This is a genomic window from Mycobacterium sp. NGS67, from assembly GCF_059812185.1.
In genome coordinates, this window is the sequence record NZ_JCALCF010000025.1 from 53691 (window position 1) to 74883 (window position 21193).

Annotated in this window: 15 protein-coding genes and 1 pseudogene; 6 read left to right on the plus strand and 10 right to left on the minus strand. The window is 65.6% G+C overall.

The genetic code is table 11. The features are described from left to right. Positions 1-11: 11 nt before the first annotated feature. On the minus strand, positions 12-458 hold the full coding sequence (locus tag AC5Y4D_RS20785; RefSeq protein WP_500038111.1) for a pyridoxamine 5'-phosphate oxidase family protein: 447 nt from the start codon (positions 456-458) through the stop codon (positions 12-14). Between the two features lie 95 nt (positions 459-553). Next, the gene (locus tag AC5Y4D_RS20790; RefSeq protein WP_500038119.1) at positions 554-1753 is read right to left on the minus strand and encodes an APC family permease; all 1200 of its coding nucleotides are present in this window, start codon (positions 1751-1753) and stop codon (positions 554-556) included. 237 nt (positions 1754-1990) lie between these two features. Between AC5Y4D_RS20790 and AC5Y4D_RS20795 the strand changes: the two genes are divergently transcribed. Continuing rightward, the gene (locus AC5Y4D_RS20795; RefSeq protein WP_500038112.1) at positions 1991-4168 is read left to right on the plus strand and encodes a glutamine synthetase III family protein; all 2178 of its coding nucleotides are present in this window, start codon (positions 1991-1993) and stop codon (positions 4166-4168) included. 99 nt (positions 4169-4267) lie between these two features. Here AC5Y4D_RS20795 and AC5Y4D_RS20800 read toward each other — a convergent pair whose 3' ends face one another. Continuing rightward, entirely contained in the window at positions 4268-5740 is a 1473-nt protein-coding gene (locus AC5Y4D_RS20800; protein ID WP_500038113.1) for a PPE family protein, read from the minus strand. 380 nt (positions 5741-6120) lie between these two features. On the opposite strand from AC5Y4D_RS20800, the pseudogene AC5Y4D_RS20805 reads away from it, so the two are divergent. The 3 genes and pseudogenes from AC5Y4D_RS20805 (at position 6121) to AC5Y4D_RS20815 (ending at position 9857) form a co-directional block, all read left to right on the plus strand. Further along, positions 6121-7928 (plus strand): annotated as a pseudogene (locus AC5Y4D_RS20805) (serine/threonine protein kinase PknE). A gap of 34 nt (positions 7929-7962) precedes the next feature. Continuing rightward, positions 7963-8457, plus strand: a complete 495-nt coding sequence (locus AC5Y4D_RS20810) for an SRPBCC family protein (protein WP_499942652.1) — start codon at positions 7963-7965, stop codon at positions 8455-8457. Between the two features lie 95 nt (positions 8458-8552). Then, entirely contained in the window at positions 8553-9857 is a 1305-nt protein-coding gene (locus AC5Y4D_RS20815) for an acyltransferase family protein (protein ID WP_500038114.1), read from the plus strand. Here the strand turns inward: AC5Y4D_RS20815 and AC5Y4D_RS20820 are convergent. The 5 genes from AC5Y4D_RS20820 to glgX form a co-directional block, all read right to left on the minus strand. Next, positions 9850-10293: a nuclear transport factor 2 family protein gene (locus AC5Y4D_RS20820; RefSeq protein WP_499942647.1), complete on the minus strand. Its 444-nt coding sequence runs from the start codon at positions 10291-10293 to the stop codon at positions 9850-9852. The two genes, AC5Y4D_RS20815 and AC5Y4D_RS20820, sit on opposite strands and share 8 nt — an antisense overlap. Positions 10294-10305: 12 nt before the next feature. Then, the gene (locus tag AC5Y4D_RS20825; RefSeq protein ID WP_499942645.1) at positions 10306-11430 is read right to left on the minus strand and encodes an FAD-dependent oxidoreductase; all 1125 of its coding nucleotides are present in this window, start codon (positions 11428-11430) and stop codon (positions 10306-10308) included. Next, the gene (locus tag AC5Y4D_RS20830; RefSeq protein ID WP_499942642.1) at positions 11427-12302 is read right to left on the minus strand and encodes a DUF1295 domain-containing protein; all 876 of its coding nucleotides are present in this window, start codon (positions 12300-12302) and stop codon (positions 11427-11429) included. Before AC5Y4D_RS20830 ends, AC5Y4D_RS20825 begins: the two co-directional genes overlap by 4 nt. Before the next feature lie 136 nt (positions 12303-12438). Further along, on the minus strand, positions 12439-12714 hold the full coding sequence (locus tag AC5Y4D_RS20835) for a DUF4235 domain-containing protein (protein WP_499942640.1): 276 nt from the start codon (positions 12712-12714) through the stop codon (positions 12439-12441). A gap of 109 nt (positions 12715-12823) precedes the next feature. Beyond that, a complete protein-coding gene (glgX, locus tag AC5Y4D_RS20840) occupies positions 12824-14995 on the minus strand; it encodes a glycogen debranching protein GlgX (RefSeq protein WP_500038120.1) in 2172 nt (723 codons plus the stop codon). 360 nt (positions 14996-15355) lie between these two features. Between glgX and AC5Y4D_RS20845 the strand changes: the two genes are divergently transcribed. After that, complete coding sequence (locus AC5Y4D_RS20845; RefSeq protein WP_499942637.1) at positions 15356-16855, plus strand: glycoside hydrolase family 183 protein; 1500 nt, start codon at positions 15356-15358, stop codon at positions 16853-16855. 4 nt (positions 16856-16859) lie between these two features. On the opposite strand, the gene AC5Y4D_RS20850 is transcribed toward AC5Y4D_RS20845, so the two are convergent. Together AC5Y4D_RS20850 and AC5Y4D_RS20855 are read right to left on the minus strand one after the other, a co-directional pair. Further along, positions 16860-18263 carry a fatty acid desaturase family protein gene (locus AC5Y4D_RS20850; protein ID WP_499942634.1) on the minus strand — a complete coding sequence of 468 codons (1404 nt, stop codon included), beginning with the start codon at positions 18261-18263 and terminating at the stop codon, positions 16860-16862. A gap of 15 nt (positions 18264-18278) precedes the next feature. Then, on the minus strand, positions 18279-19376 hold the full coding sequence (locus AC5Y4D_RS20855) for a ferredoxin reductase (RefSeq protein ID WP_499942874.1): 1098 nt from the start codon (positions 19374-19376) through the stop codon (positions 18279-18281). Positions 19377-19734: 358 nt separating this feature from the next. Here AC5Y4D_RS20855 and AC5Y4D_RS20860 point away from each other — a divergent pair, with 358 nt between their 5' ends. Then, on the plus strand, positions 19735-21150 hold the full coding sequence (locus AC5Y4D_RS20860; protein ID WP_499942631.1) for a serine/threonine-protein kinase: 1416 nt from the start codon (positions 19735-19737) through the stop codon (positions 21148-21150). Positions 21151-21193: the final 43 nt, after the last annotated feature.

The window sequence follows — 21193 nt, forward strand, 5'->3', positions numbered from 1 at the left end:
CCGCACTCGGCCTACCCGTTGGCGAGAATCTGCTGCTGTGCGGCCGGACTGAACTGGAACCGGCGGCCGGTGACGATCTCCGGAATCACTCGCACATAGTGCGATTTGACAGACCCCGTCCACGGCAGCACCTGAGCACGTTCAGCCTCGGCAAATTCCTCGTCGCTGCGGACCGAACGCGCGGTGCCCCGGACGATCACACTCCAACCCTCTGCAACATTGTGGTCGTCGACCTCGAAGACCACGTGGTTGTTGATGGCGGTGCTCACCAGCTTGGTGCCGCCGGCGGTGCGAAACAGGATGGTCTTGCGTTGGACGGCGTAGTTGACCGGGAAGATCTCGGGCCGGCCGTCCGCGGCCGTGACCAGTCGCCCCAGCGTCGCACCCGCCAGCAGATCCCAGCATTCTTTCGCCGAAAGGATGGCGCCACCGCTGTCGTCGTGGATTCGATGCGTCATGGCGTCAGGCTATGGGACGACACCGCTCCCGCACACCTGGCGAAAGTCCTTTTCCGACGGGACGAAAGGTGTCGGTCAACCGGCAGGTTGCGACGTCATGGGCTCGTCGTGTCTCCGGTCTTCCGTGTCGAGGCACGGCGCACCCAGAACACAATGACGCCCAGCGCAAGTACCGCGATGCCGGTGACCGCCGAGGCAGCCGGCAAGGCGAACGCGAGCACTCCGCAACCGATGAATCCCACCACCGGTATGACCCGCGGCGGACGCCCTTCGTCCACCCGCAGCGTGAGTGCTGACGCGTTGGTGATCGCGTAGTAGACCAGGACCGCAAACGACGAAAATCCAATGGCGCCGCGCAGATCGAGGGTGGCCGCGAGGATCGCAGCGACCACGCCGACAGTGACCATCGCGCGCGCCGGCACTCCGAATCGCGGGTGCACGACGGCAAGCTGATGCGGCAGATGTCGATCGCGAGCCATCGCCAATGTCGTGCGCGAGACACCCATCAGCAGCGTCAGCAATGAACCGAGGGCGGCCAGCGCCGCGCCGACTCCGACCACAGGCACCCACCACGAGGCGCCGGTCACCCGCACCGCCTCCGCCAACGGAGCCGATGCCGCAGCCAGCCGTTTCGGCCCCAGCGCCGTCAACACGGCGACAGCTACGGCGGCATAGACCGCCAAGGTGATCGCCAATGCGATCGCAATCGCTCGCGGGATGGCGCGAGCCGGGTTGCGCACCTCCTCACCCAACGTCGCGATACGGGCGTAGCCGGCGAATGCGAAGAACAGCAGACCCGCCGACTGCAGCACCCCGCCGGATGAAAAACTCTCAGCTACAGCAAGATTCGCGACCTCGCCGGTCCCGCTGAGCAGCACCGACAGCACCACCCCAGCGAGCACCAGCAGCACCGCGCCGACGATGCCCCGGGTCAGCCACATCGATTTCTGCGCACCTAGACAGTCGACCACGACCAAACCGGCCACAGCACAGACCGCGACCGCATGGGCGTGCTCTGGCCACACATACCATCCGACGGTCAACGCCATCGCCGCACACGATGCGGTCTTGCCGGCCACGAAACCCCATCCGGCAAGGTATCCCCAGAACTCGCCCAGGCGCCGGCCACCGTAGACGTAGGTGCCACCCGAAGCGGGGTACAGGGCCGCCAGGCGGGACGACGATGTCGCGTTGCAATAGGCCACCACCGCGGCCACCGCCAGCCCGACCATCAGCCCCGCGCCGGCGGCGTGCGCCGCGGGCGGCAGTGCGGCAAAGATTCCCGCGCCGAGCATCGAACCCAGTCCGATCACCACCGCATCGCCGACACCCAGGCTGCGCCGCAACGCATCACCCGCGCCGCGGCCGGGCAGGTCACCGCTCGTCACGTCGCCAACGCTACGGACGCAATCAACGCCTCGCAGCGTTGACGTGGGTGTAACAGGATCGCCATCGAATCCTCCTACGGTGGGGCGGTCTAGCGCCCCTGGTGCCTTGAGCCACGGGCCCGATCGAGCATCGATAGGAACTCAATGAGCGGAAACGCGGTCCGCCTGCAGGCGATCAACAACGTCGAGGCATACATCCCTCCGGCAGTCAGTTTCGTGGCCGGCGAGACCCCGGGTGAAATCTTCGGCTCGAACGTCTTCACCAAGGCAGAGATGCAGGCACGGCTGCCCAAGTCGGTGTACAAGTCCATCATGGCGACCATCGAGAAGGGCGCCAAACTCGACCCGGCCGTCGCCGACACCGTCGCGGTAGCAATGAAGGACTGGGCACTGGAACACGGCGCCACCCACTACGCGCACGTGTTCTACCCGATGACGGGGTTCACCGCCGAAAAGCACGACAGCTTCCTGGAACCCGTCTCCGACGGACAGACGCTGGCCGAATTCGCCGGCAAGACTCTCATCCAGGGCGAGCCGGACGCGTCCAGCTTCCCGTCGGGCGGACTGCGCAGTACGTTCGAGGCGCGCGGTTACACCGGCTGGGACGTCACCAGTCCGGCCTACATCCTGGAGAACCCGAACGGCAATACACTCTGCATCCCAACCGTTTTCGTGTCGATGACCGGCGAAGCGCTGGACTACAAGACACCGTTGCTGCGCAGTCAGCAGGCCATGGGCGTGCACGCTGAACGGATCCTGGCGCTGTTCGGTCACACCGACCTGAACAAGGTGGTCTCGTTCTGTGGCCCGGAGCAGGAGTACTTCCTGATCGATCGGCACTTCTTCCTGGCCCGTCCGGACCTGATCAATGCCGGACGGACGGTTTTCGGTGCCAAGCCGCCCAAGGGCCAGGAGTTCGACGACCACTACTTCGGGGCGGTGCCCGAACGTGTGCTGGGCTTCATGATGGACACCGAGCGGGAGTTGTTCAAACTCGGCATTCCGGCCAAGACCCGCCACAACGAGGTTGCGCCCGGACAGTTCGAGGTGGCGCCGATGTTCGAGCGGGCCAACATCGCCTCCGACCACCAGCAACTGCTGATGACGATCTTCAAGACCATCGCCAAAAAGCACGGCATGGAATGTCTGTTCCACGAGAAGCCTTTTGCCGGCGTCAACGGATCCGGCAAGCACGTCAACTTCTCGGTGGGCAACTCCGAATTGGGCTCGCTACTGGTCCCCGGCGATACACCGCATGAGAACGCCCAGTTCCTGGTGTTCTGCGCGGCGGTGATCCGGGCCGTGCACAAATTCGCCGGGCTGCTACGACTTTCGGTCGCCTCGGCGACCAACGACCACCGGCTGGGCGCCAATGAGGCACCACCGGCGATCATTTCGATCTTCCTCGGCGAGCAACTCGCCGACGTTTTCGAGCAGATCGCCAAGGGCGCTGCGACGTCGTCAAAAGGCAAGGGCACCATGATCATCGGTGTGGACACCCTGCCGCACCTGCCCACCGACGCCGGCGACCGCAACCGTACCAGCCCATTCGCTTTCACCGGCAACCGATTCGAGTTCCGGGCACCCGGCTCCGGGCAGACCGTCGCGGTGCCGATGATCATCCTGAACACGATCATGGCCGACTCGTTCGACTACCTGGCCACCATCCTGGAGCAGGCCGTCGCCGACGGGGTGGACTTCGACGCCGCGGTGCAGACGTTGCTGACCGACGTCATCACCGAACACGGTGCCGTGGTGTTCAACGGCGACGGGTACTCGGAGAACTGGCAGATCGAGGCGGCCGAGCGCGGACTCCCCAACCTCAAGACCACCTTGGACGCCATCCCGGAATTGATCAAACCGGAAGCAATCGAAGTCTTCGAGAAATACGGCGTTTTCAACGAACGTGAGCTGCGCAGTCGCTACGAGGTCCGGCTGGAGCAGTACGCACTGACCATTGCGGTCGAGGCGAAGTTGGCGCTGGAGATGGGGACGACGGTCATTCTGCCGGCAGCGGTGCGTTACCAGACCGAGCTCGCGCAGAATGTCGCGACGCTGAAAGCCGCCGGTCTGGAACCGAGTACCGCTGCGCTGGAAGCGGTTTCGACGCCCCTTGCCGATCTCACCACCGCGTTGGCGACGCTGAAGTCGGCGTTGTCGGACCACGCGGCGACATCGGCGCTAGAAGAGGCAACGCACGCCCAGCAGGAGTTGCTGCCGGCGATGGAGGCGGTACGGTCCGCGGCGGACGCCTTGGAAGGCGTTGTGGCCGACGACCTGTGGCCGTTGCCGACCTATCAGGAGATGCTCTACATCCTGTGACCGTCGTCGGGTGTGGGGGTCGCCCGCAACAGCGGACCTGGTGATTCGCGATCCCCCGCCCGGCGACCCCGGCCGGCGACGCAGGCGCGGCCAGGCGGCTCAGTCGGCGTGCGGTTGCCCGTCGGGCAACTCGGTGGCCCAGGTGCTCGGCATCATCGGTACGGTCGGTGCGCTGTTGAAGGAGTCGGCGGCCAGGGTGGTCAATCCGGCCGCGTCGCGGACTCTGGATTTCGTTGCGGTGCCGGTGAATCCAAGTGGTCCGGCACCGCTGGTGGACACCGTCAACTCGTCGGCCGGAGGTTCCTCCGGCGTCCAGTCCGCAGTGTTGTCGAGGGTGAGGTACTCGTCGCGGTAGCCGCGGTTCTTGACGTCGCCACGACGACGACGACGGGCCTTCGCCTGCGCAGCAGCGGCCGCCGATGCGGCGCTTGCCGCGGAGATCCCCGATGCCGGTGCACTCGCGGTCACCTTGTTATGCAGTGCCGGACCGAGGGTGGGGCCGGCGCCGGGTCCGCCCACCAGATAGGCGAAACCTTGGAAGCCCGAAGCTGGGGGAGCGGTCGCAGTAGCCGTCGCGGGAGCCTGTGCCGGGAGGCTGCTTGGCGCCGGCACCGCACCGGCGGTGGTCACCGTCGGCGTGACGCTGACTACCGGCATCACCCGCTGGTCGGCGGCGACAGCGGGAACCTCGGCGATCAGCTCGGCGGGAACCTCGGCGACCACGGAGATGGTCGAGAGCGCCAGCGCGAGCGGAATCACGCCGAACGGACCCGCGGCGGCGGCGTACATCGGTGTCCCCATCACCCCGAAAACCGCCGCGTAGGCAAAGACGTAGAACAGCGGCAGCCAGGTCACCGCCGCTTCGGCGGGGTTGGCGGCGAAGTCGGTGATCAACTGCACCACGGTGCCGAGCGGGTCGGAGATCAGACCTTTGAGCGCCCGGTACATGCTGGTGAAGTGTTCGGACCCGGACAACAATTCTTCGATGGGGTCGGCGGGCGCTGTGGTCGCGGGTTCCGCGGGTGCCGCCTCGGCGGACAGAATGTGTGGCGACTGCTCGGTGGGTGTCACCGCCGCCAGCGCGGATGACGAAATCGCTTCGTACACAGTCATTGTGGTGGCGGCCTGAATCCACATCCGGACATAGTCCGCCTCGTTCAGCGCGATCGGGATCGTGTTGATCCCGAAGAAATTCGTCGCCACCAGGACGCCGTGCACCACGTGGTTGGCGGCCAGTTCGGCCAGCGTCGGCATCGCCGCCAGCGCAGCCGAATAGGCCCCGGCGGCCACCTCGTGTTGCGCGGCAGCGCTGGCGGTTTTGGCGCTCATCTGGGTCAACCAAGTCAGATACGGCACATGTGCGGCGGCGTACCGCGCGGCGGTCGGTCCTTCCCAGGAACCTCCCTGCACCCCGCCCAGCAGGGCGGACAACTCCGCCGCAACCGCCGCGTATTCGGCACTGAGACTGTTCAACGCCGCGGCGGCGGCCAACAAAGATCCGGGTCCCGGGCCGCTGCTCAGCAGGGCCGAGTGCACTTCGGGTGGCGCGGCTATCCAGACAGGAGCGATCATTGCGGCCGGTCCGAATTGGGTTGGCTGATAGCAGATATATCGTGCGTCATCGGTGTCCGTCCAGGAAGCAACGCAGGCGTCCCGATCTCCTTAAGTATGGCTATCCTTACCTTATTGCACGCGAGTATTGCACAACCCCGACCCGACCGCCGGGCAGACCCACTGTTCGCATGCTGATCGTTCGCTCTGATCCGGTGACCTCACCGCGATAGGGTGGCCCCGCGAAGATGCGCTTCCGGATGCGACTGCGAACCGCACCCTACAATCACCCAAACCATTAGCCTTATGCCTGGCTTGTCGCCGTGTGTTCGTTTCCCCACAGTGGCAATCGGCCAAGGCGCTGTTGATCAGCTGCCCGGAAGGCGGGTGAGGAGTCGGCGATGGATGACAGTACCGAGGGTTCCCGGGAGGGAACGCGGTTCGGGCCGTATCTACTGCGACGCCTGGTGGGTCGCGGCGGCATGGGCGACGTCTACGAAGCCGAGGACACCGTCAAAGAACGGATCGTCGCGCTGAAGCTGATGTCGCAGTCGCTGTCGATGGACCCGGTGTTCCGTCAGCGCATGCAGCGCGAAGCCCGCACCGCGGGACGGCTGCAGGAACCCCACGTGGTGCCGATCCACGACTACGGCGAAATCGACGGGCAACTCTACGTCGACATGCGCCTGATCGACGGCAAGGATCTCGCCGCCATTCTCAAGCGTTACGGACCACTCACCCCACCGCGTGCGGTGGCCGTGGTGCGCCAGATCGGATCGGCGCTCGACGCCGCGCATGCGGCCGGGGTGACGCACCGCGACGTCAAGCCGGAGAACATCCTGATCAGCAAGGACGACTTCGCGTACCTCGTCGATTTCGGGATCGCCAGCGCGACCTCCGACGAGCGGTTGACGCAGCTGGGCAGCACCGTGGGCACTCTCTACTACATGGCTCCGGAGCGATTCAGCGAGGCCGAAGTGACCTACCGGGCCGACATCTACGCATTGGCGTGCGTGTTGCACGAGTGCCTGGTCGGCTCCCCGCCCTACCGCGGCGACCAGCTCAGCGTGATGGGCGCACACATCAACCAGCCGATTCCGCGGCCCAGCGTCGCCCGGCCCGGCGTGCCGAGCGCCTTCGACCAGGTGATCGCCCGCGGAATGGCCAAGGACCCCGCCGACCGCTATCCCACCTGCGGCGATTTGTCGGCGGCCGCCTATGCGGCGCTCGCCACGCCTGACCAGGACCGCGCCAGCGACATCTTGGAGCGCAGCCAGGTGGCCTCGCTGCCGCCCGCGTACGGCGGGCCGCCGCCCCCCGGCTTCACCCCGCAGCCACACCCGTCGATGACACCGGGCCCGGGGTGGACACCGCCGCCCGGGCCCGGGTCAGGTCCGATAGCGCCCGTGCCGGCGCAGTGGGGCGGTACCCAGGGCTGGCCGCCGGGTACCGCCGGCGTGCCGGCGTGGGGTCAACCTCCTTCCAGGCCAACAGGATTGCTGCGCAAACCCTGGCTATGGGCGGGGCTGGCGGTCGCCGTCGTCGTGGCCATCGCGGGTGGTCTGATCATCGGCTTCTCCGGCACCAATCGATCAGCGCCGCAGCCGACCTACCAGTCGTCGGCCACGCCCACCGTCGAGCCTGATGCGGTCCAGCTCAAAGTCCTCAACGACGGCGTCTTCATCGGCAGTTCGACGGCGGTCGCGACGATCGACATCTTCAACGAACCCATCTGCCCACCGTGTGGGGCCTTCATCAGGTCCTACGCAGGTGACATCGACAACGCCGTCGCCGGCAAGAAGCTCGCCGTGCGCTACCACCTGCTCAACTTCCTCGACGAACAGTCGCATACCAAGAACTACTCGACGCGCGCCATCGCCGCCTCGTATTGCGTTGCAGCGCAGAATGATCCGAAGGTCTACACCGGTTTCTACGACGCCATTTTCGGCAGCGACTTCCAGCCGCAGGAAGGCGCGTTGTCCGACCGCACCGACATCGAACTGGCGAACCTGGCCCAAACCGTCGGAGCGAACACCACCACCACAAACTGCATCCGGTCACGCAGCGACCTGGCACCGCCCAGGTCAAGGCCGCGAACGCCAGCACCAGCCTGGCCGGCTTCCATGCCAGCGGCACCCCGTTCGTCTGGGACGGCAGCGGGGGCGTGGACCTGCAGAACCCGAACTGGCTGACGAAGCTGACCGGCTGATGTCTCGACCCGTAACTCCTGACTGCGAGGACCAATGACTGACCGAATCGAAATCCAGCGCACCATCGCGGCTCCGGCGGCGGACATCTTCGCGGTGCTGTGCGATCCCCAGGGCCACGTGGCGATCGACTCGTCGGGCATGCTGCAGGACGCCGATGGCGGACCGGTCCAAGCGGTCGGCGACAGTTTCGTGGTCCATATGGATCGCGAGTCGCTGAATGATTTTCCGCAACTCGGCAATTACGACGTCACGGTCGAGATCAGCGAATTCGAACCGGACCGGCTGATCGCGTGGACGATCCTGGGTCAGATCCGGCCCCAGATCGGCCACGTCTACGGGTACCGGCTGGAACCGGCCGGCTCCGACGGCACCGTGGTCACCTCGTTCTACGACTGGTCTGACATCGACCAGAAGTGGCGCGACGCGGGGATCTTCCCCGTCATCTCCGAAGGCGCGCTGCGGGCGACGCTGGGCATCCTGGACCGAACCGTGCGCCGCGGTTATCCCCGCCGTAGCGGCACGACGTAAGCTCCGAGACGGCGTCCTCGCAGGTCAACCCGGGTCTCGCCGAACGCGTAGGACTACTCATTCGCAGTCCGCCGCGAACCGGGCATCCTGGTCGAATGCCCTTCGCCACATTCCTGCCCCTTCCGGCTGCGGTTTCCGAGGCGGCGGTGCGCGGACGCGACCGCGCGGTCGACGTCGCGCGCCTGACCGCTCTGGTCGTCGTCATGTTCGGGCATTGCGCGCTGTTGCTGGCCACCATCGACTCCGACGGGGTACAGATCGGGAATCTGCTCGGCGCGCTGCCGACAATAGCCCCGGTCACCTGGGTGGTCCAGGTGATGCCGCTGTTCTTCCTGGCCGGCGGTGCGGCCGGCGCCTACGGCTGGCACTCGGGCACGAAGTGGGGCGTGTGGTTGTTCACCCGCGCCCAGCGGTTGTGCCGGCCGGTGTTCTGGTACCTCGCGACGTGGGCCGCTGCCCTGGTAGTGGTGCAGGCGACCCTCGGAGCGGAATCCGCGGCGGGACTCGGTCGCGAGTGCGTGGCGCTGCTCTGGTTCCTCGGCGTCTACCTGGTGGTGCTGGCCTTCGTGCCGATGATGACTCGGATGCGCTCCGGGCGCGTGGTCGCGCTGGTGGTGGTCGGCCTGCTGGTGGCCGCTGCCGCGGTCGACGGGATCCGGTTCGCGGTCGGCACCGCCGAATCCGGTGTCGCGAACTTCGTGATCGTGTGGCTGATCCCGGTAGCGATCGGTGTCGCCTACGCGCGGCAGTTGATCGGTGTGCGCGCAGCGATCGTCGCGGCGCTGTCGGCGCTCGCCGCGCAGGTTGTGCTGGCCGTCACCGGAACATTCGAGGTGTCGTTGGTGGTGACCGGTACCGAGCGGATCTCGAACGTGTCCCCGCCGACGCTGTTACTGGCGCTGCACTGCACCTGGATGTCGTGCATGTTCGTCGCTGTCGCGGGTCCGGTCCGCCGTTGGGCCGAGCGACCCAAGGTCTGGCGCGCGGTCATGGTCGGCAACGGCGGCGCGATGACTCTTTACCTGTGGCACATCCCGGCGATCGCGGTGGCCACCTTCGCCCTGCATGCCGTCGGCCTGGATGCCTATGACGTGCACGCACCGGGGTTCTGGGGGCTGTTGGCGTTGCGCGCCTTGGTGTTCGCCGCCGTCATGGCTGTGACCTTTCGCCTGCTGTCGCCGCTCGAACATCGGCGGCTGCCATGGTGGGACGCGCCAGTCGAACCCGGCAGATGGTCGGGGGTGGCCGGGGCGCTGGTCTGCGCAGCCGGCATTGCGCTGGTGCTGCTGGCGAAGAACGGCTTGGCCGGGGTCGACGGGTGGACGGCACTCGGCGGTTTCCTGACGGCCGCGGCGGCCGCACGGCTCAGCGTCGGCCGACGGGTACCGGCGATCAGCTAGGCCGCGCCATCACCGAGTCGGGTGCTGCCCAGTCGGTCGATACCTTTCGGTGCTGGATCAGCCATGTGTGGCCGTCCGGTACCAGAATGTCGCGATAACGACCGAAGTGGTCGAGCCCGACGTGAGTTGCGACCGTGAAGTACGACGAGACCTCGGCACGTTGCGGAGCCAGGTCGGTGAACCACACGTTGGTCAGGATGTGCCGGACGACGGGTTTGACGTCCGAACCGGTGGTGGCGACGCCACCCGCAACGTTGCCGAGAAACGCCGCGATGCCGGACCGGCCGCGCAGCGGTTCCATGCCACGAACCTCGAGAACACCGTCCGCGCAGAACGTTTCGGCCAGGGCTGTCACCCGCCCGGCGTCACCCGACCAGTTGTACCGCGCGAGGGTATCTCTGATCTGTTCGCGGGCAACCAATTCCCAGAGTTCCACGTCTTGCTCCTCTCACCCGAAGGGACGGTTCTCGCGCACACCGCGGTACAAACCCGAGCGGACGATCCCCGGCATCACCACCCGCTCGACCGCCCAAGCGGGAAAGCGGAACGCATGACCGGTGGGGAAGAAGACCTCTAACCCATCGGGCTGGATACCCACCAACGAACCCCACCGCCGATGGGGGGCACGGAAAGGCCGCAACGGGCGCCCGGCGAACGCGGCACGAATGTTGCTGGCCACCAACGCATCTCCGCGGTTTCGGGCCGAGCTGCGCAGCGGATCGGTGGCGGCGACGTCGCCGACGGCGAACACGTCCCGATGCCCGGGAGCCCACAGTTCCGGTGTCACCCGGACGAATCCGCATTCGTCGAGCAGTTCGGGCGGCAACCATTCGGTGTTGGGGCGCACCCGGCCGATCGCCCAGAGCACGGCGTCGGCGACGGCCGGGGTCTGTCCGGTGCTCCAGCGAACGGGGTCACTGGTGATCTCGTTGCCGGTGAAACTGTCGGTGATCACGGCGCGGTGCCCAGGATGCAGGCCCACCTCGAGTCCGGTCAATCGGGCATGGACGCGGTTCCAGATACGCGGGTGGTACTCGCGCAGCGGGCGGTCCCCGGGAAAGTACAGGTCGATCTGCTTGTCGGGCCACGTGGTGGCCAGGTTGACGGCACTGCTGACCGCGGCCGCTCCGCCGCCGATGACGGCCACCGACTTCGCGGTCATCAGCCGCTCGTGGGCGGCGTAAAGCTGCACACCCACATCCGCAGGCGACTGCAGCGTGGGCTGACGCCAGAACCCGTTACTGACCCCGGTCGAAATGACCAGCGCGTCAAAACATTCGGTGACGACCGTGCCGTCGGCGCGTCGGGCCGCGACGGTGCGGCCTGTCAAGTCCAGCCCTGTCAGCGTCGCTTGGACGGTGCGCACCCGGTCCAGTCCCCGGAAGCGGTCGAACGGTATCCAGTAGTCACGCGCCCAGTCATCGGGACGGGCCAGCCTCACGCCGAGCTCCTGCCCGCTGACCAGCCCGGGTTTCGCCGAGATTCCGACGACGTCGGCATGCGGAGCCAGCCGGATCGCGGTCAACAAACCCACGTCGCCCAAGCCGGCGATGACGACGCGCTTGCGACTCATGCCGGGACGTGCCGCGGTGGTCGCGGCACGAAGCGGGGCACCCGGTCCATGACGTGTCGATATTCGGGCCGGCGCTCGAGACTGCGCGTCTCCATCATCGGGATGCTGGCACCGAGGAACATCCCCAGCATCGCCAGCGCCCCCAGGATCTGCCACCACGCGTCCGACGGTGCGACGGCGACTCCGAACAATGCCAGGGAGAGCCAGAAGGTGAACTCCCCGAAGTAATTCGGGTGCCGCGACCAGCTCCACAGTCCCTGGTCCATCACCTGGCCGGGGCGCCGGTTCGCCACGAACCGGTGCAACTGAACGTCGGCGACCAATTCGAGGGTCACCGCGGCCAGCCCGACGACGAAGGCCGTCACCGTCAGCCACCGCATGTCACTGCCGGGACGGGTCACGCAGACATACACGGGCAGCATCGCGGCGAAGACCTGAACCGTCGGGATGAGGTGGATCGCGACCAGGTCGACAACGAACTCCCAGCGCCCGGCGCGCTCCCGGAACATTCCGTAGCGCCAGTCCTCGTGATGCAGTCCGGGAAACCCGTACCCCCAGTTGGCGGTCAACCGCACCGCCCACACCGTGACCAGTACCGCGACCAGCCAACACCGCAGCTGGTCCACGCCGGACTGGCTCCACCAGTAAAAGGTCAGCAGCGGCGGAATGACGCTCCAATAAGCGTCGTAGAAACTGGAATTGCGATACCCGCGGCTGAACGCGAACACTACCAGGGTCGCCAGCACGTCGGCGACGAACGTGTCCAGCCAGAGGCGTCCGGTGGTCGGTCCCCATGCCAGCCAGACGGCGGCGACGCCGACCGCGACCACGTATGCGACGGTCACCAGCGCCAGCGAACGCGTCTTGCTCATCACCGGTTCATTGCTGCGACTGTGCTTTTCGAGAATCTCGTCGGCGCTGAGAAGCCATCGGGTCTCCTTGCCCATGCTGCCCGGGAGGCCCCGGTCGGGCAGACTGTAACACGTTCTAGTACAGCGACCGGTGACGTCAGGGCACGGGGGACTCGTTGGTCACGGCCTGATAGCCGCGGGCACCGGCCCGGTCCACCGCAGCCTTGACCACGCCGAAGATCAGTCCTTGCAGGCCGGCGCCGATCAGCGCGGAGCGCATGGAGTTGCTGAGATCCTTGGGATCGGGCGGCGCGGGTTCGTCGTTGCTGAATCGCTTCCATACCTGGCTGAAAACGGCGCCGGCCAGCAGCCCACCGGTCACGCTGGTGACGATCGACAGCGGCATGTACAAGGTTTTCGACTTCGCGCTCATGACAATCCTTCGTTTCCGGACGGTTGCTTAATCAGATACCCGGCGACGACGCCGTCGAATCGGCACCGAACGTCGGTCGGGCATCGGCATCGGCGGCGTGAACTCGTGGTTAATCGGTGCGCTCGAGCCGCAACACGACCACGGCGCGACCCTCGACGGTGATCTTGCCCTGCGGCGGCAGCGGATCGTTCTGCTCGACTTGTCCGTCGCCGGTCGCGGTATCGAGCACGGGAATCCAGTTCGGCCCGAATTCGTCAGGGGGAAGGACGAATTCGATCGGCTCGTGATGGGCGTTGAAGCAGAGCACGAAGGAATCGTCGGTGATGCGCTGACCGCGCGTATCGGTGCCCGGAATGCCCAGCCCGTTCAGATACACCGCCACCGACTTGCCGAAGCCGGAGTCCCAGTCCTCGTCGCTCATTTCCGAGCCGTCGGGGCGGAACCACGAAATGTCCGGTATGCCCGCCGAACCGCGGTGGCGCACCGGGGCGCCGGTGAAGAAGCGCCGCCTGCGAAACACCGGATGCTCGGCCCGTAGGGTGGTCACCGCACGGGTGAACTCGATGAGCTCGGTGTCGGCGTTCTCCCAATCGATCCAGGTCAGTTCGGAGTCCTGGCAGAAGCCGTTGTTGTTGCCGTTCTGGGTGCGGCCGAGTTCGTCTCCGTGACAGATCATCGGAACACCCTGCGACAGAATGGTTGTCGCCAAGAAGTTGCGTTGTTGGCGGGCGCGCAGCGCGTTGATCTCGGGATCGTCGGTAGGGCCTTCGGCGCCGCAGTTCCACGACCGGTTGTGCGACTCGCCGTCGTTGTTGTCTTCGCCGTTGGCTTCGTTGTGTTTCTCGTTGTAGGACACCAGGTCTCGCAGCGTGAAACCGTCGTGCGCGGTGACGAAGTTGATGGAGGCCACCGGCCGTCGCGCGGTGTGCTCGTAGAGGTCGGCCGAACCGCTGAGCCGGGACGCGAACTCGCTGAGGATGGCGTCCTCACCGCGCCAGAAGTCGCGGATGCTGTCCCGGAACTTGCCGTTCCATTCCGTCCACTGCGGGGGGAAGTTGCCCACCTGGTAGCCGCCGGGGCCGACATCCCACGGTTCGGCGATCAGCTTGACCTGGCTGACGACCGGATCCTGTTGCACCAGTTCGAAAAACGTGGAAAGGCGATCGACGTCGTAGAACTCGCGGGCCAGTGTGGAGGCCAGATCGAACCGGAAGCCGTCGACGTGCATCTCGGTCACCCAGTAGCGCAGCGAGTCCATGATCAGCTGCAGGGTGTGCGGATGCCCGACGTTGAGGCTGTTGCCGGTGCCGGTGTAGTCCATGTAGTACCGCTTGTCGTCCTCGACCAGCCGGTAGTAGGCGGCGTTGTCGATCCCGCGCATCGACAGCGTGGGCCCCATGTGGTTGCCTTCGGCGGTGTGGTTGTACACCACGTCGAGGATCACCTCGATGTTGGCTTCGTGCAGGGTGCGCACCATGGCTTTGAATTCCTGCACCTGCCCGCCCGGATTGTTGCTGGCGGTGTACTTGAAGTCCGGGGCGAAGAATCCGATGGTGTTGTAGCCCCAGTAGTTTGACAGCCCCTTGTCGATCAGCGTCGAGTCGTTGGCGAAATGGTGCACCGGCATCAGCTCGATTGCATTGACGCCCAGGTTGGTCAGGTGTTCGATGATCGCCGGGTGCGCGATCGCCGAGTAGGTGCCGCGGATTCGCTCGGGGATCGCCGGGTGGGTCTGGGTGAGGCCCTTGACGTGCGCCTCGTAGATGACGGTGTCGGCGTATTCGTGACCGGGCGGCCGGTCCACCCCCCAGTCGAAGTACGGGTTGATCACCACCGACTTGGGCATGTTGGCGGCCGAGTCCTCGTCGTTGCGGCTGTCGGGATCGCCGAAGTTGTAGCTGAACAGCGACTGGTCCCACTGGAAGCTGCCGTCGATCGCCTTGGAGTAGGGGTCGACCAACAGCTTGTTGGGGTTGCAGCGCTGACCGTTGCCGGGATCGTAGGGGCCGTGCACCCGGAATCCGTACCGTTGGCCCGGCTCGACGCTGGGCAGAAAGGCGTGCCAGACGAATCCGTCGACCTCGGGCAGCGCAATCCTGGTCTCGTTGCCCTCGTCGTCGAACAAGCACAGCTCGACCCGTTCGGCGACCTCGCTGAACACCGCGAAATTCGTCCCGGATCCGTCGTAGGTCGCGCCCAGCGGGTAGGCCTTGCCGGGCCAGACTTCGGGGCGCTCTTCCGGACCGGTCCTGTCGCCGGCGGTGCCCTGCGAACTGCCAATCGTGACCACCGTGCCTCCTAGATGTGGGTGTCCGATCCGGACCGCGACCCCCGCCTGTATATCCGCTGCAAGGGCGACCTAAGCATGAGATGTCTCTCAATGCCGCACGCATTACCGCCGGCGCGGCGGCGTCGCCGTCAAGGTGGTGCGTGCTGCGTGAATTCGCCTGCGCCGACGGCGGTTTCGGGCTCCCGCACAGCTCGTCGTCTCCCTGGATGACGACCGACGAATGGATTGCGACACGGTCACGGACGGGTACCTATTGTCAGCTCAACGGTCACAACGGTCACAACGGTCACTATCGTCACATCAACCCACTGCGGACGTCAATTCGGGCGTCCGACCCTGGAAAGGTGCGACATGTCGGCGATTCCTCGCTACGTTTCGGTATCGCTGGCAGCGACGGCCACGATCGGGCTGCTGCTCCCGACCGTCCTTGTCCCGGGGCTGACACCCAACGCGCATGCGCTGCCGTGCAGCGCGCCCGAAGCCAATGTCCCGCCGCCGGCCAACGCGGTGGTGACCAACCCGGGCGGCAAGGTGCTCGGCCCGATGAACAAGCGGCCCCGCGGTGCGAATGATCGCGCCCCGCTGCCGCGGGTGGGTCCGCTGCAGCGCGTCCAACAACCGGGTCAGCGGTATTCCGCGCCGCTGCAACAGCAAGCGCTGGTCCCCGGCGCCAACCCCGCGCCGCCGGCCCCGGCGCCTCCCGCGGCCGGCCAGCAGCCCCCCGCCGGACAGTTGGCCCCCGAGGCAGCCGTCCCGCCCAACCCGGCGCCGGCACCGGCCGTACCCGAGGGCGCACCGGATTCCGGTGCTGCTCTCGGAGGCTCGAACACCGCGCTGGTCGAGTGGGTGACCGGTCCGGAAGGCCCGAACAAGACCCTCGAGCGCTTCGGCATCTCCGGTACCGATCTCGGGATCCTCTGGGACAACGGTGATCCCGCCAACCGCCAGGTGCTGATGGCCTTCGGCGACACCTTCGGCTACTGCGCCGTCAAGGGCGACCAGTGGCGCTACAACGTGCTGTTCCGCAGCACCGACCAGGATCTGTCCCACGGCCTGCACGTGTCCGCCGGCGACCCGTCCAACCGATACGCCGGGTCCCCGACACAACAGCCGGGCTTTTCCCGACAGGTCATCAACAGCATCAAATACGCGAAGGAAGAGACGGGAATCATCCCGACCGCTGCCATCTCCGTCGGAAAGACGCAGTACATCAACTTCATGTCCATCAAGGACTGGGGTCGCGACGGCGAGTGGTGGACCAACTACTCCGGGATCGCGATGTCCACCGACAACGGCCAGAACTGGGCTGTCTACCCGGGCACCATCCGCGCAAACGGACCCGATGCCGCGCGGGTGCCGTACGTCGAGGGCAACGAGAACTTCCAGATGGGCGCCTACGTCAAGGGCGGTGACGGTTACCTGTACTCGTTCGGAACTCCGAATGGTCGCGGTGGGGCGGCGCACTTGTCGCGGGTGCAGCCGCGCTTCATCCCCGACCTCACCAAATATGAGTACTGGAACGGGGATTCGAATTCCTGGGTGCCGAACAAGCCGTCGGCGGCCACACCGGTGATCCCGGGTCCGGTCGCTGAGATGTCGGCCCAGTACAACACCTACCTCAAGCAGTACCTGGTGATGTACACCAACGGCGCCAACGACGTCGTGGCAAGGACCGCGCCGGCGCCACAAGGACCGTACAGCCCGGAGCATCTGCTGGTTTCGAACTTCCAGATGCCCGGCGGGGTCTACGCGCCGATGATGCATCCCTGGTCGACGGGCAAGGACGTGTACTTCAACCTCTCGCTGTGGTCGGCATACGACGTGATGCTGATGCACACCACGCTGGGGTAGCGAGTCACTCCTTGCCGCGCGGCGGCGGTTGCACCTCCACGCCGCTCGACTCGTGCTCGGGGCCGGAGTCCGGGTGCTCGGCAGGGACCCGCTCGCGGGAACGATTTGCCTCACTGTATTCGTGGCGAGGGGTGGACCGCTCCCCGCTGCGGTACGGTCCGGGCTTCGGCCGTGGCTTCCCGCCCGGGAACGCCAGTCGGAAGATGGTGCGGTGCACCATGAACCACTGCTTGGAGAACCGCCCGGTGTTGTAGGGCAGCTCATAGCGCTCGCAGATGTCCTTGATCTTCGGCGCGATCTCGGAGTACCGACTGGCCGGCATATCCGGATACAGGTGATGCTCCACCTGGTAGCCGAGGTTGCCGCTGATCACGTGGAACAGCGGGCTGCCGTCGATGTTGGCCGCGCCGACCAACTGGCGCAAATACCACTCCGGGCGCGTCTCGTCCTCGACTTCTTCTTCGCTGAACGTGTAGGTCTGGTCGGGAAAATGGCCGCAGAAAATGATGGCGTGTGCCCACACATTACGGATGACATTGGCCAGTACGTCGGCGGCCAAGGTGCGCAGGTAGGTGCTCTCCACCCCGGGTAACACCTTGTCGAAGAATGTGGCTGCCGCGCCCACCCGTCCCGTGCCCGAAACCTTGCGAAGACGCCGGCCGAGTCGCGATGCCGCCGGCGGTTCGAGTTGTCCACCGAAGGCCAGTTGTACCAAGGCGTATGCGCCCGCACTGATTACCGGCCATCCGATGTAGTCCTTGATGATCTGCGAGCGCGCCTTGACGCTGATGCCTTTCAGGTCCTTGCGCACCTCCGACCACGGCTTCTCCCTGGCCCGGATCGCCTCGATATCCATGTCGTGTACGGCGACACCCCACTCGAACAAGATGGTGAGCAGCAAGTTATAGAGCGGTTGCCCCAGGTAGTACGGACGCCAACGCTGGTTGGGGTCGATACGCATGATCTCGTAGCCGAGATCCTTGTCCTTGCCCCGGATGTTTGTGTACGTGTGATGGATGTAGTTGTGCGAGTGCCGCCATGACTCCGCAGTTGAGGCGGTGTCCCAGTCCCATTTCGAAGAATGAATATCGGGATCGTTCATCCAATCCCATTGACCGTGCATCACGTTGTGCCCGATCTCCATGTTCTCCAAGATCTTCGCCAGCCCCAGGCACGCCGTGCCGACGACCCACGCGGTTCTAGATCGAGAGGCCAGTAGCAGGACCCGGCCCACCACCACAATTTGGCGCTGGGCGGTGATGACCGACTTGATGTACCGGCGGTCGCGGTCACCGAGATCGGCGAACACGTCGTCGTGAATCGCGTCGAGTTCTTTACCCAGCTTCTCTCGCTCTTGTTCACCCAAATGGGCGAACGGGCTTTCGGTACGTTGCACCGTAGAAGTCACTGCGGTTCCTTTCGATCACAGTTCTAGTTCGACGTCGCCTTCGGCGGCATTGATGCAGATCCGAACTTCCTGCTCGGTGGGTTCACTGATGTCACCGGAGCGCAGATCACGCAGCTTTCCCGATTTGAGGGTGCCCACGCAGGTGTGGCAGATCCCGATGCGACATCCGAACGCGAGTTCCAGGCCGGCGTTCTCGCCTGCTTCCAAAATGGATGTGCCGCCGTCGCATTCGACCGTCTTGTCACTCTTGAGGAAGTTGACTTCGCCGCCTTCGCCGTCGCCGGCGTCACCGCCGATCTTCGGCTGGAATCGCTCGAAGTGCAGGCGATCCGGATCGCCGTTTTTCTCCCAATGCTCGATCAGCGCATCGAGCATCTCTTCCGGTCCCGAGCAGAACGCTTCACGCTCGCGCCAGTCCGGGCACTCCTCATCCAGGTCCTCGGGTTCGAGTCGGCCGCGATCTCCGGTCAGGCGAATGTCCAGTCGCATTTTCTCGTGACGGCCGTCGAGATCTTCGAGGACGGACAAGAACATCACTTGCTCGCGGGTGCGAGCGGAGTGAATGTGCACCACGTCGCCCAGTTCATCGCGGTGATCGAGGCTGCGCAGCATGCTCATGATCGGCGTGATGCCACTGCCGGCGCTGATGAACAGCATCTTGTCGGGTAAGGGCTCGGGCAGTGTGAACACGCCTTCGATCTCGCCGAGTCGCACCAGTTCCCCGGGCCGGATTTTCTCGACCAGATACGGCGACACCACACCGCTGTCCACCTTCTTGGGCGTCACGCTGATCAGACCGTCGACGGGTTCCGGATCAGATGTCAGCGAGTACGCGCGCCAGTGGTAGACCCCGTCGATGACGAGACCCAGCCGCACATACTGGCCCGGTTTATGGCCGGGCCACTCGTAACCCGGGCGAATCAGAACGCTCGAGGCTTCCGAGCCCTGGGACTCGACCCGCTCGACTTTCCCGCGCAACTCCTTCGTTGTCCATAACGGGTTGATCATCTCGATGTAGTCGTCGGGCTGTAGGGGCTTGAATAAGTTCCGGACAGCTTTCAGGAACAACCTACGGCCACGGGATACCTGAGGCTGAGCGCCGCGTTCCGCCATGGGTCCAACAGTACACAGTTGTTCACTCAGATAAAACAAAGATCCGAAATATGTTGCATAGCAATGATTATGAGAGATCCTGCAATCGACACGCGGGTACCACACGTTCACTGCGTGTAGGTCGGTGTATTGCGTGCCCAGCCTCGCGCTCGCGGCTGGGCTGCCCTGTGCAGATTCCCCGACTTCTGTGCAGGTCAAACCCACAACCAAACCTTTGTTGCGTTCTCGTCCGCGCGGTGCCCCGCTCAACCCGGCCAGTTGGCTGGTCGCTTCCGGGCGCGGGCCCACCAGAACGCGGATGCCGGCGCCGCAGCCGAGACTGGGTTTGCGCAACGTGGCCGCAGGCTACTATGCCGCCATGCCGCTCGACGAAGGCTCCACGTTCGCCGGATACACCATTGTCCGGCGGCTCGGATCCGGCGGAATGGGTGAGGTCTATCTGGCTCAGCACCCGAGACTGCCGCGCCAGGATGCGCTGAAGGTCGTCAAGGCCGACGTATCCGCGGACAGCGAATACCGCGAGCGTTTTTATCGCGAGGCCGAGACCGCCGCGGCCCTATGGCACCCGCACATCGTGGCGGTGCACGACCGTGGCGAAACCGACGGGCAGCTGTGGATCGACATGGACTACGTCGACGGCACCGACGCGGGCGCTCTGCTGGAAGAACGCTATCCGAACGGGATGCCGGGACCCGAGGTCGTCGAGATCATCACCGCGGTGGCCGAGGCGCTGGATTACGCGCACGAACACAAGATGATGCACCGCGACGTCAAGCCCGCCAATATGCTCATTGCCCAGCCCGATTCACCGGCTCGACGAATCCTGTTGGCCGACTTCGGGATTGCCGGCCTGGTGGGCGAATCGACCGGCTTGACCGCCACGAACATGACGGTCGGCACGGTCGCCTACGCGGCCCCCGAACAACTGATGGGCAACGACCTGGACGGCCGGGCGGACCAGTATGCACTCGCGGCGTCGGCCTACCAGCTGCTCACCGGGTCGCCCCCGTTCCAGCACACGAACCCGGCGGTGGTGATCAGTCAGCATCTCACCGCGACACCCCCTCCGATCGGCGAACGGCGTCCCTCCCTGGCCGATCTCGATCCGGTGTTCAGCAAGGCGCTGTCCAAAGATCCCAAAGACCGCTACCTGCGGTGCGTCGACTTCGCGCGTGCGCTCGGCCATCACCTGGGCGACACCGGTGACGCCGACGAGACCAACCTGTCCCTGCCCGCGGTCGCGTCGCCGCCATCGAGTCGATCGCTGCTGCGGCCCGCCGTCCTGGTCCCCGGGGTTCTGGCGATCTTGCTGGTGATCGCCATTGTTTTCGGGCTGCGGGAGTTCCTGCGTGCCGACGAAGACGAGCGGGCCGCGACCGCTTCGCGGACCGCGACACCCACGGCGAGCGCGGCACCGTCGGCGCCCGCTACCACCTCCGCAGCCGCCGGCACACCGACCCCGGGAAACGTCGAACCGATACCGGTGGTCGCGATCGGTGCGGAGTGTTACCCGCTTGGCAGCGTCGGAAAGACACGGGCCAAGGCCGACGCTTTCTGCTCGCCGCTGCAGGGCGTGCAGGACCCGGACAAGGGCATCTGGTCGCTGACCGAGGGGCCCGTCGCGAGTCCCACCGTCACCTCGGCTCCGGGACCCAACGAGACGCCGCTGCCCAGTGAGCAAGAGACCCCGGTTCAGGTCTGCGTGCAGCAGACCGGGCAGACGCGGCTGCAGTGTCTGGAGGAGATCCGCCGAGGCAACGCGCCGCGCCGCTGATCGGCCGCCGCAGCATCGGTAACACATATTTGACGTCTTCCTT

Excerpts from the sequence above, each read along its gene's own strand:
- AC5Y4D_RS20785 (WP_500038111.1), bottom strand. The coding sequence starts at position 458 with ATGACGCATCGAATCCACGACGACAGCGGTGGCGCCATCCTTTCGGCG.
- AC5Y4D_RS20790 (WP_500038119.1), bottom strand. The coding sequence starts at position 1,753 with ATGCTCGGCGCGGGAATCTTTGCCGCACTGCCGCCCGCGGCGCACGCC.
- AC5Y4D_RS20795 (WP_500038112.1), top strand. The coding sequence starts at position 1,991 with ATGAGCGGAAACGCGGTCCGCCTGCAGGCGATCAACAACGTCGAGGCA.
- AC5Y4D_RS20800 (WP_500038113.1), bottom strand. The coding sequence starts at position 5,740 with ATGATCGCTCCTGTCTGGATAGCCGCGCCACCCGAAGTGCACTCGGCC.
- AC5Y4D_RS20810 (WP_499942652.1), top strand. The coding sequence starts at position 7,963 with ATGACTGACCGAATCGAAATCCAGCGCACCATCGCGGCTCCGGCGGCG.
- AC5Y4D_RS20815 (WP_500038114.1), top strand. The coding sequence starts at position 8,553 with ATGCCCTTCGCCACATTCCTGCCCCTTCCGGCTGCGGTTTCCGAGGCG.
- AC5Y4D_RS20825 (WP_499942645.1), bottom strand. The coding sequence starts at position 11,430 with ATGAGTCGCAAGCGCGTCGTCATCGCCGGCTTGGGCGACGTGGGTTTG.
- AC5Y4D_RS20830 (WP_499942642.1), bottom strand. The coding sequence starts at position 12,302 with ATGAGCAAGACGCGTTCGCTGGCGCTGGTGACCGTCGCATACGTGGTC.
- AC5Y4D_RS20835 (WP_499942640.1), bottom strand. The coding sequence starts at position 12,714 with ATGAGCGCGAAGTCGAAAACCTTGTACATGCCGCTGTCGATCGTCACC.
- AC5Y4D_RS20845 (WP_499942637.1), top strand. The coding sequence starts at position 15,356 with ATGTCGGCGATTCCTCGCTACGTTTCGGTATCGCTGGCAGCGACGGCC.
- AC5Y4D_RS20855 (WP_499942874.1), bottom strand. The coding sequence starts at position 19,376 with ATGGCGGAACGCGGCGCTCAGCCTCAGGTATCCCGTGGCCGTAGGTTG.
- AC5Y4D_RS20860 (WP_499942631.1), top strand. The coding sequence starts at position 19,735 with ATGCCGCTCGACGAAGGCTCCACGTTCGCCGGATACACCATTGTCCGG.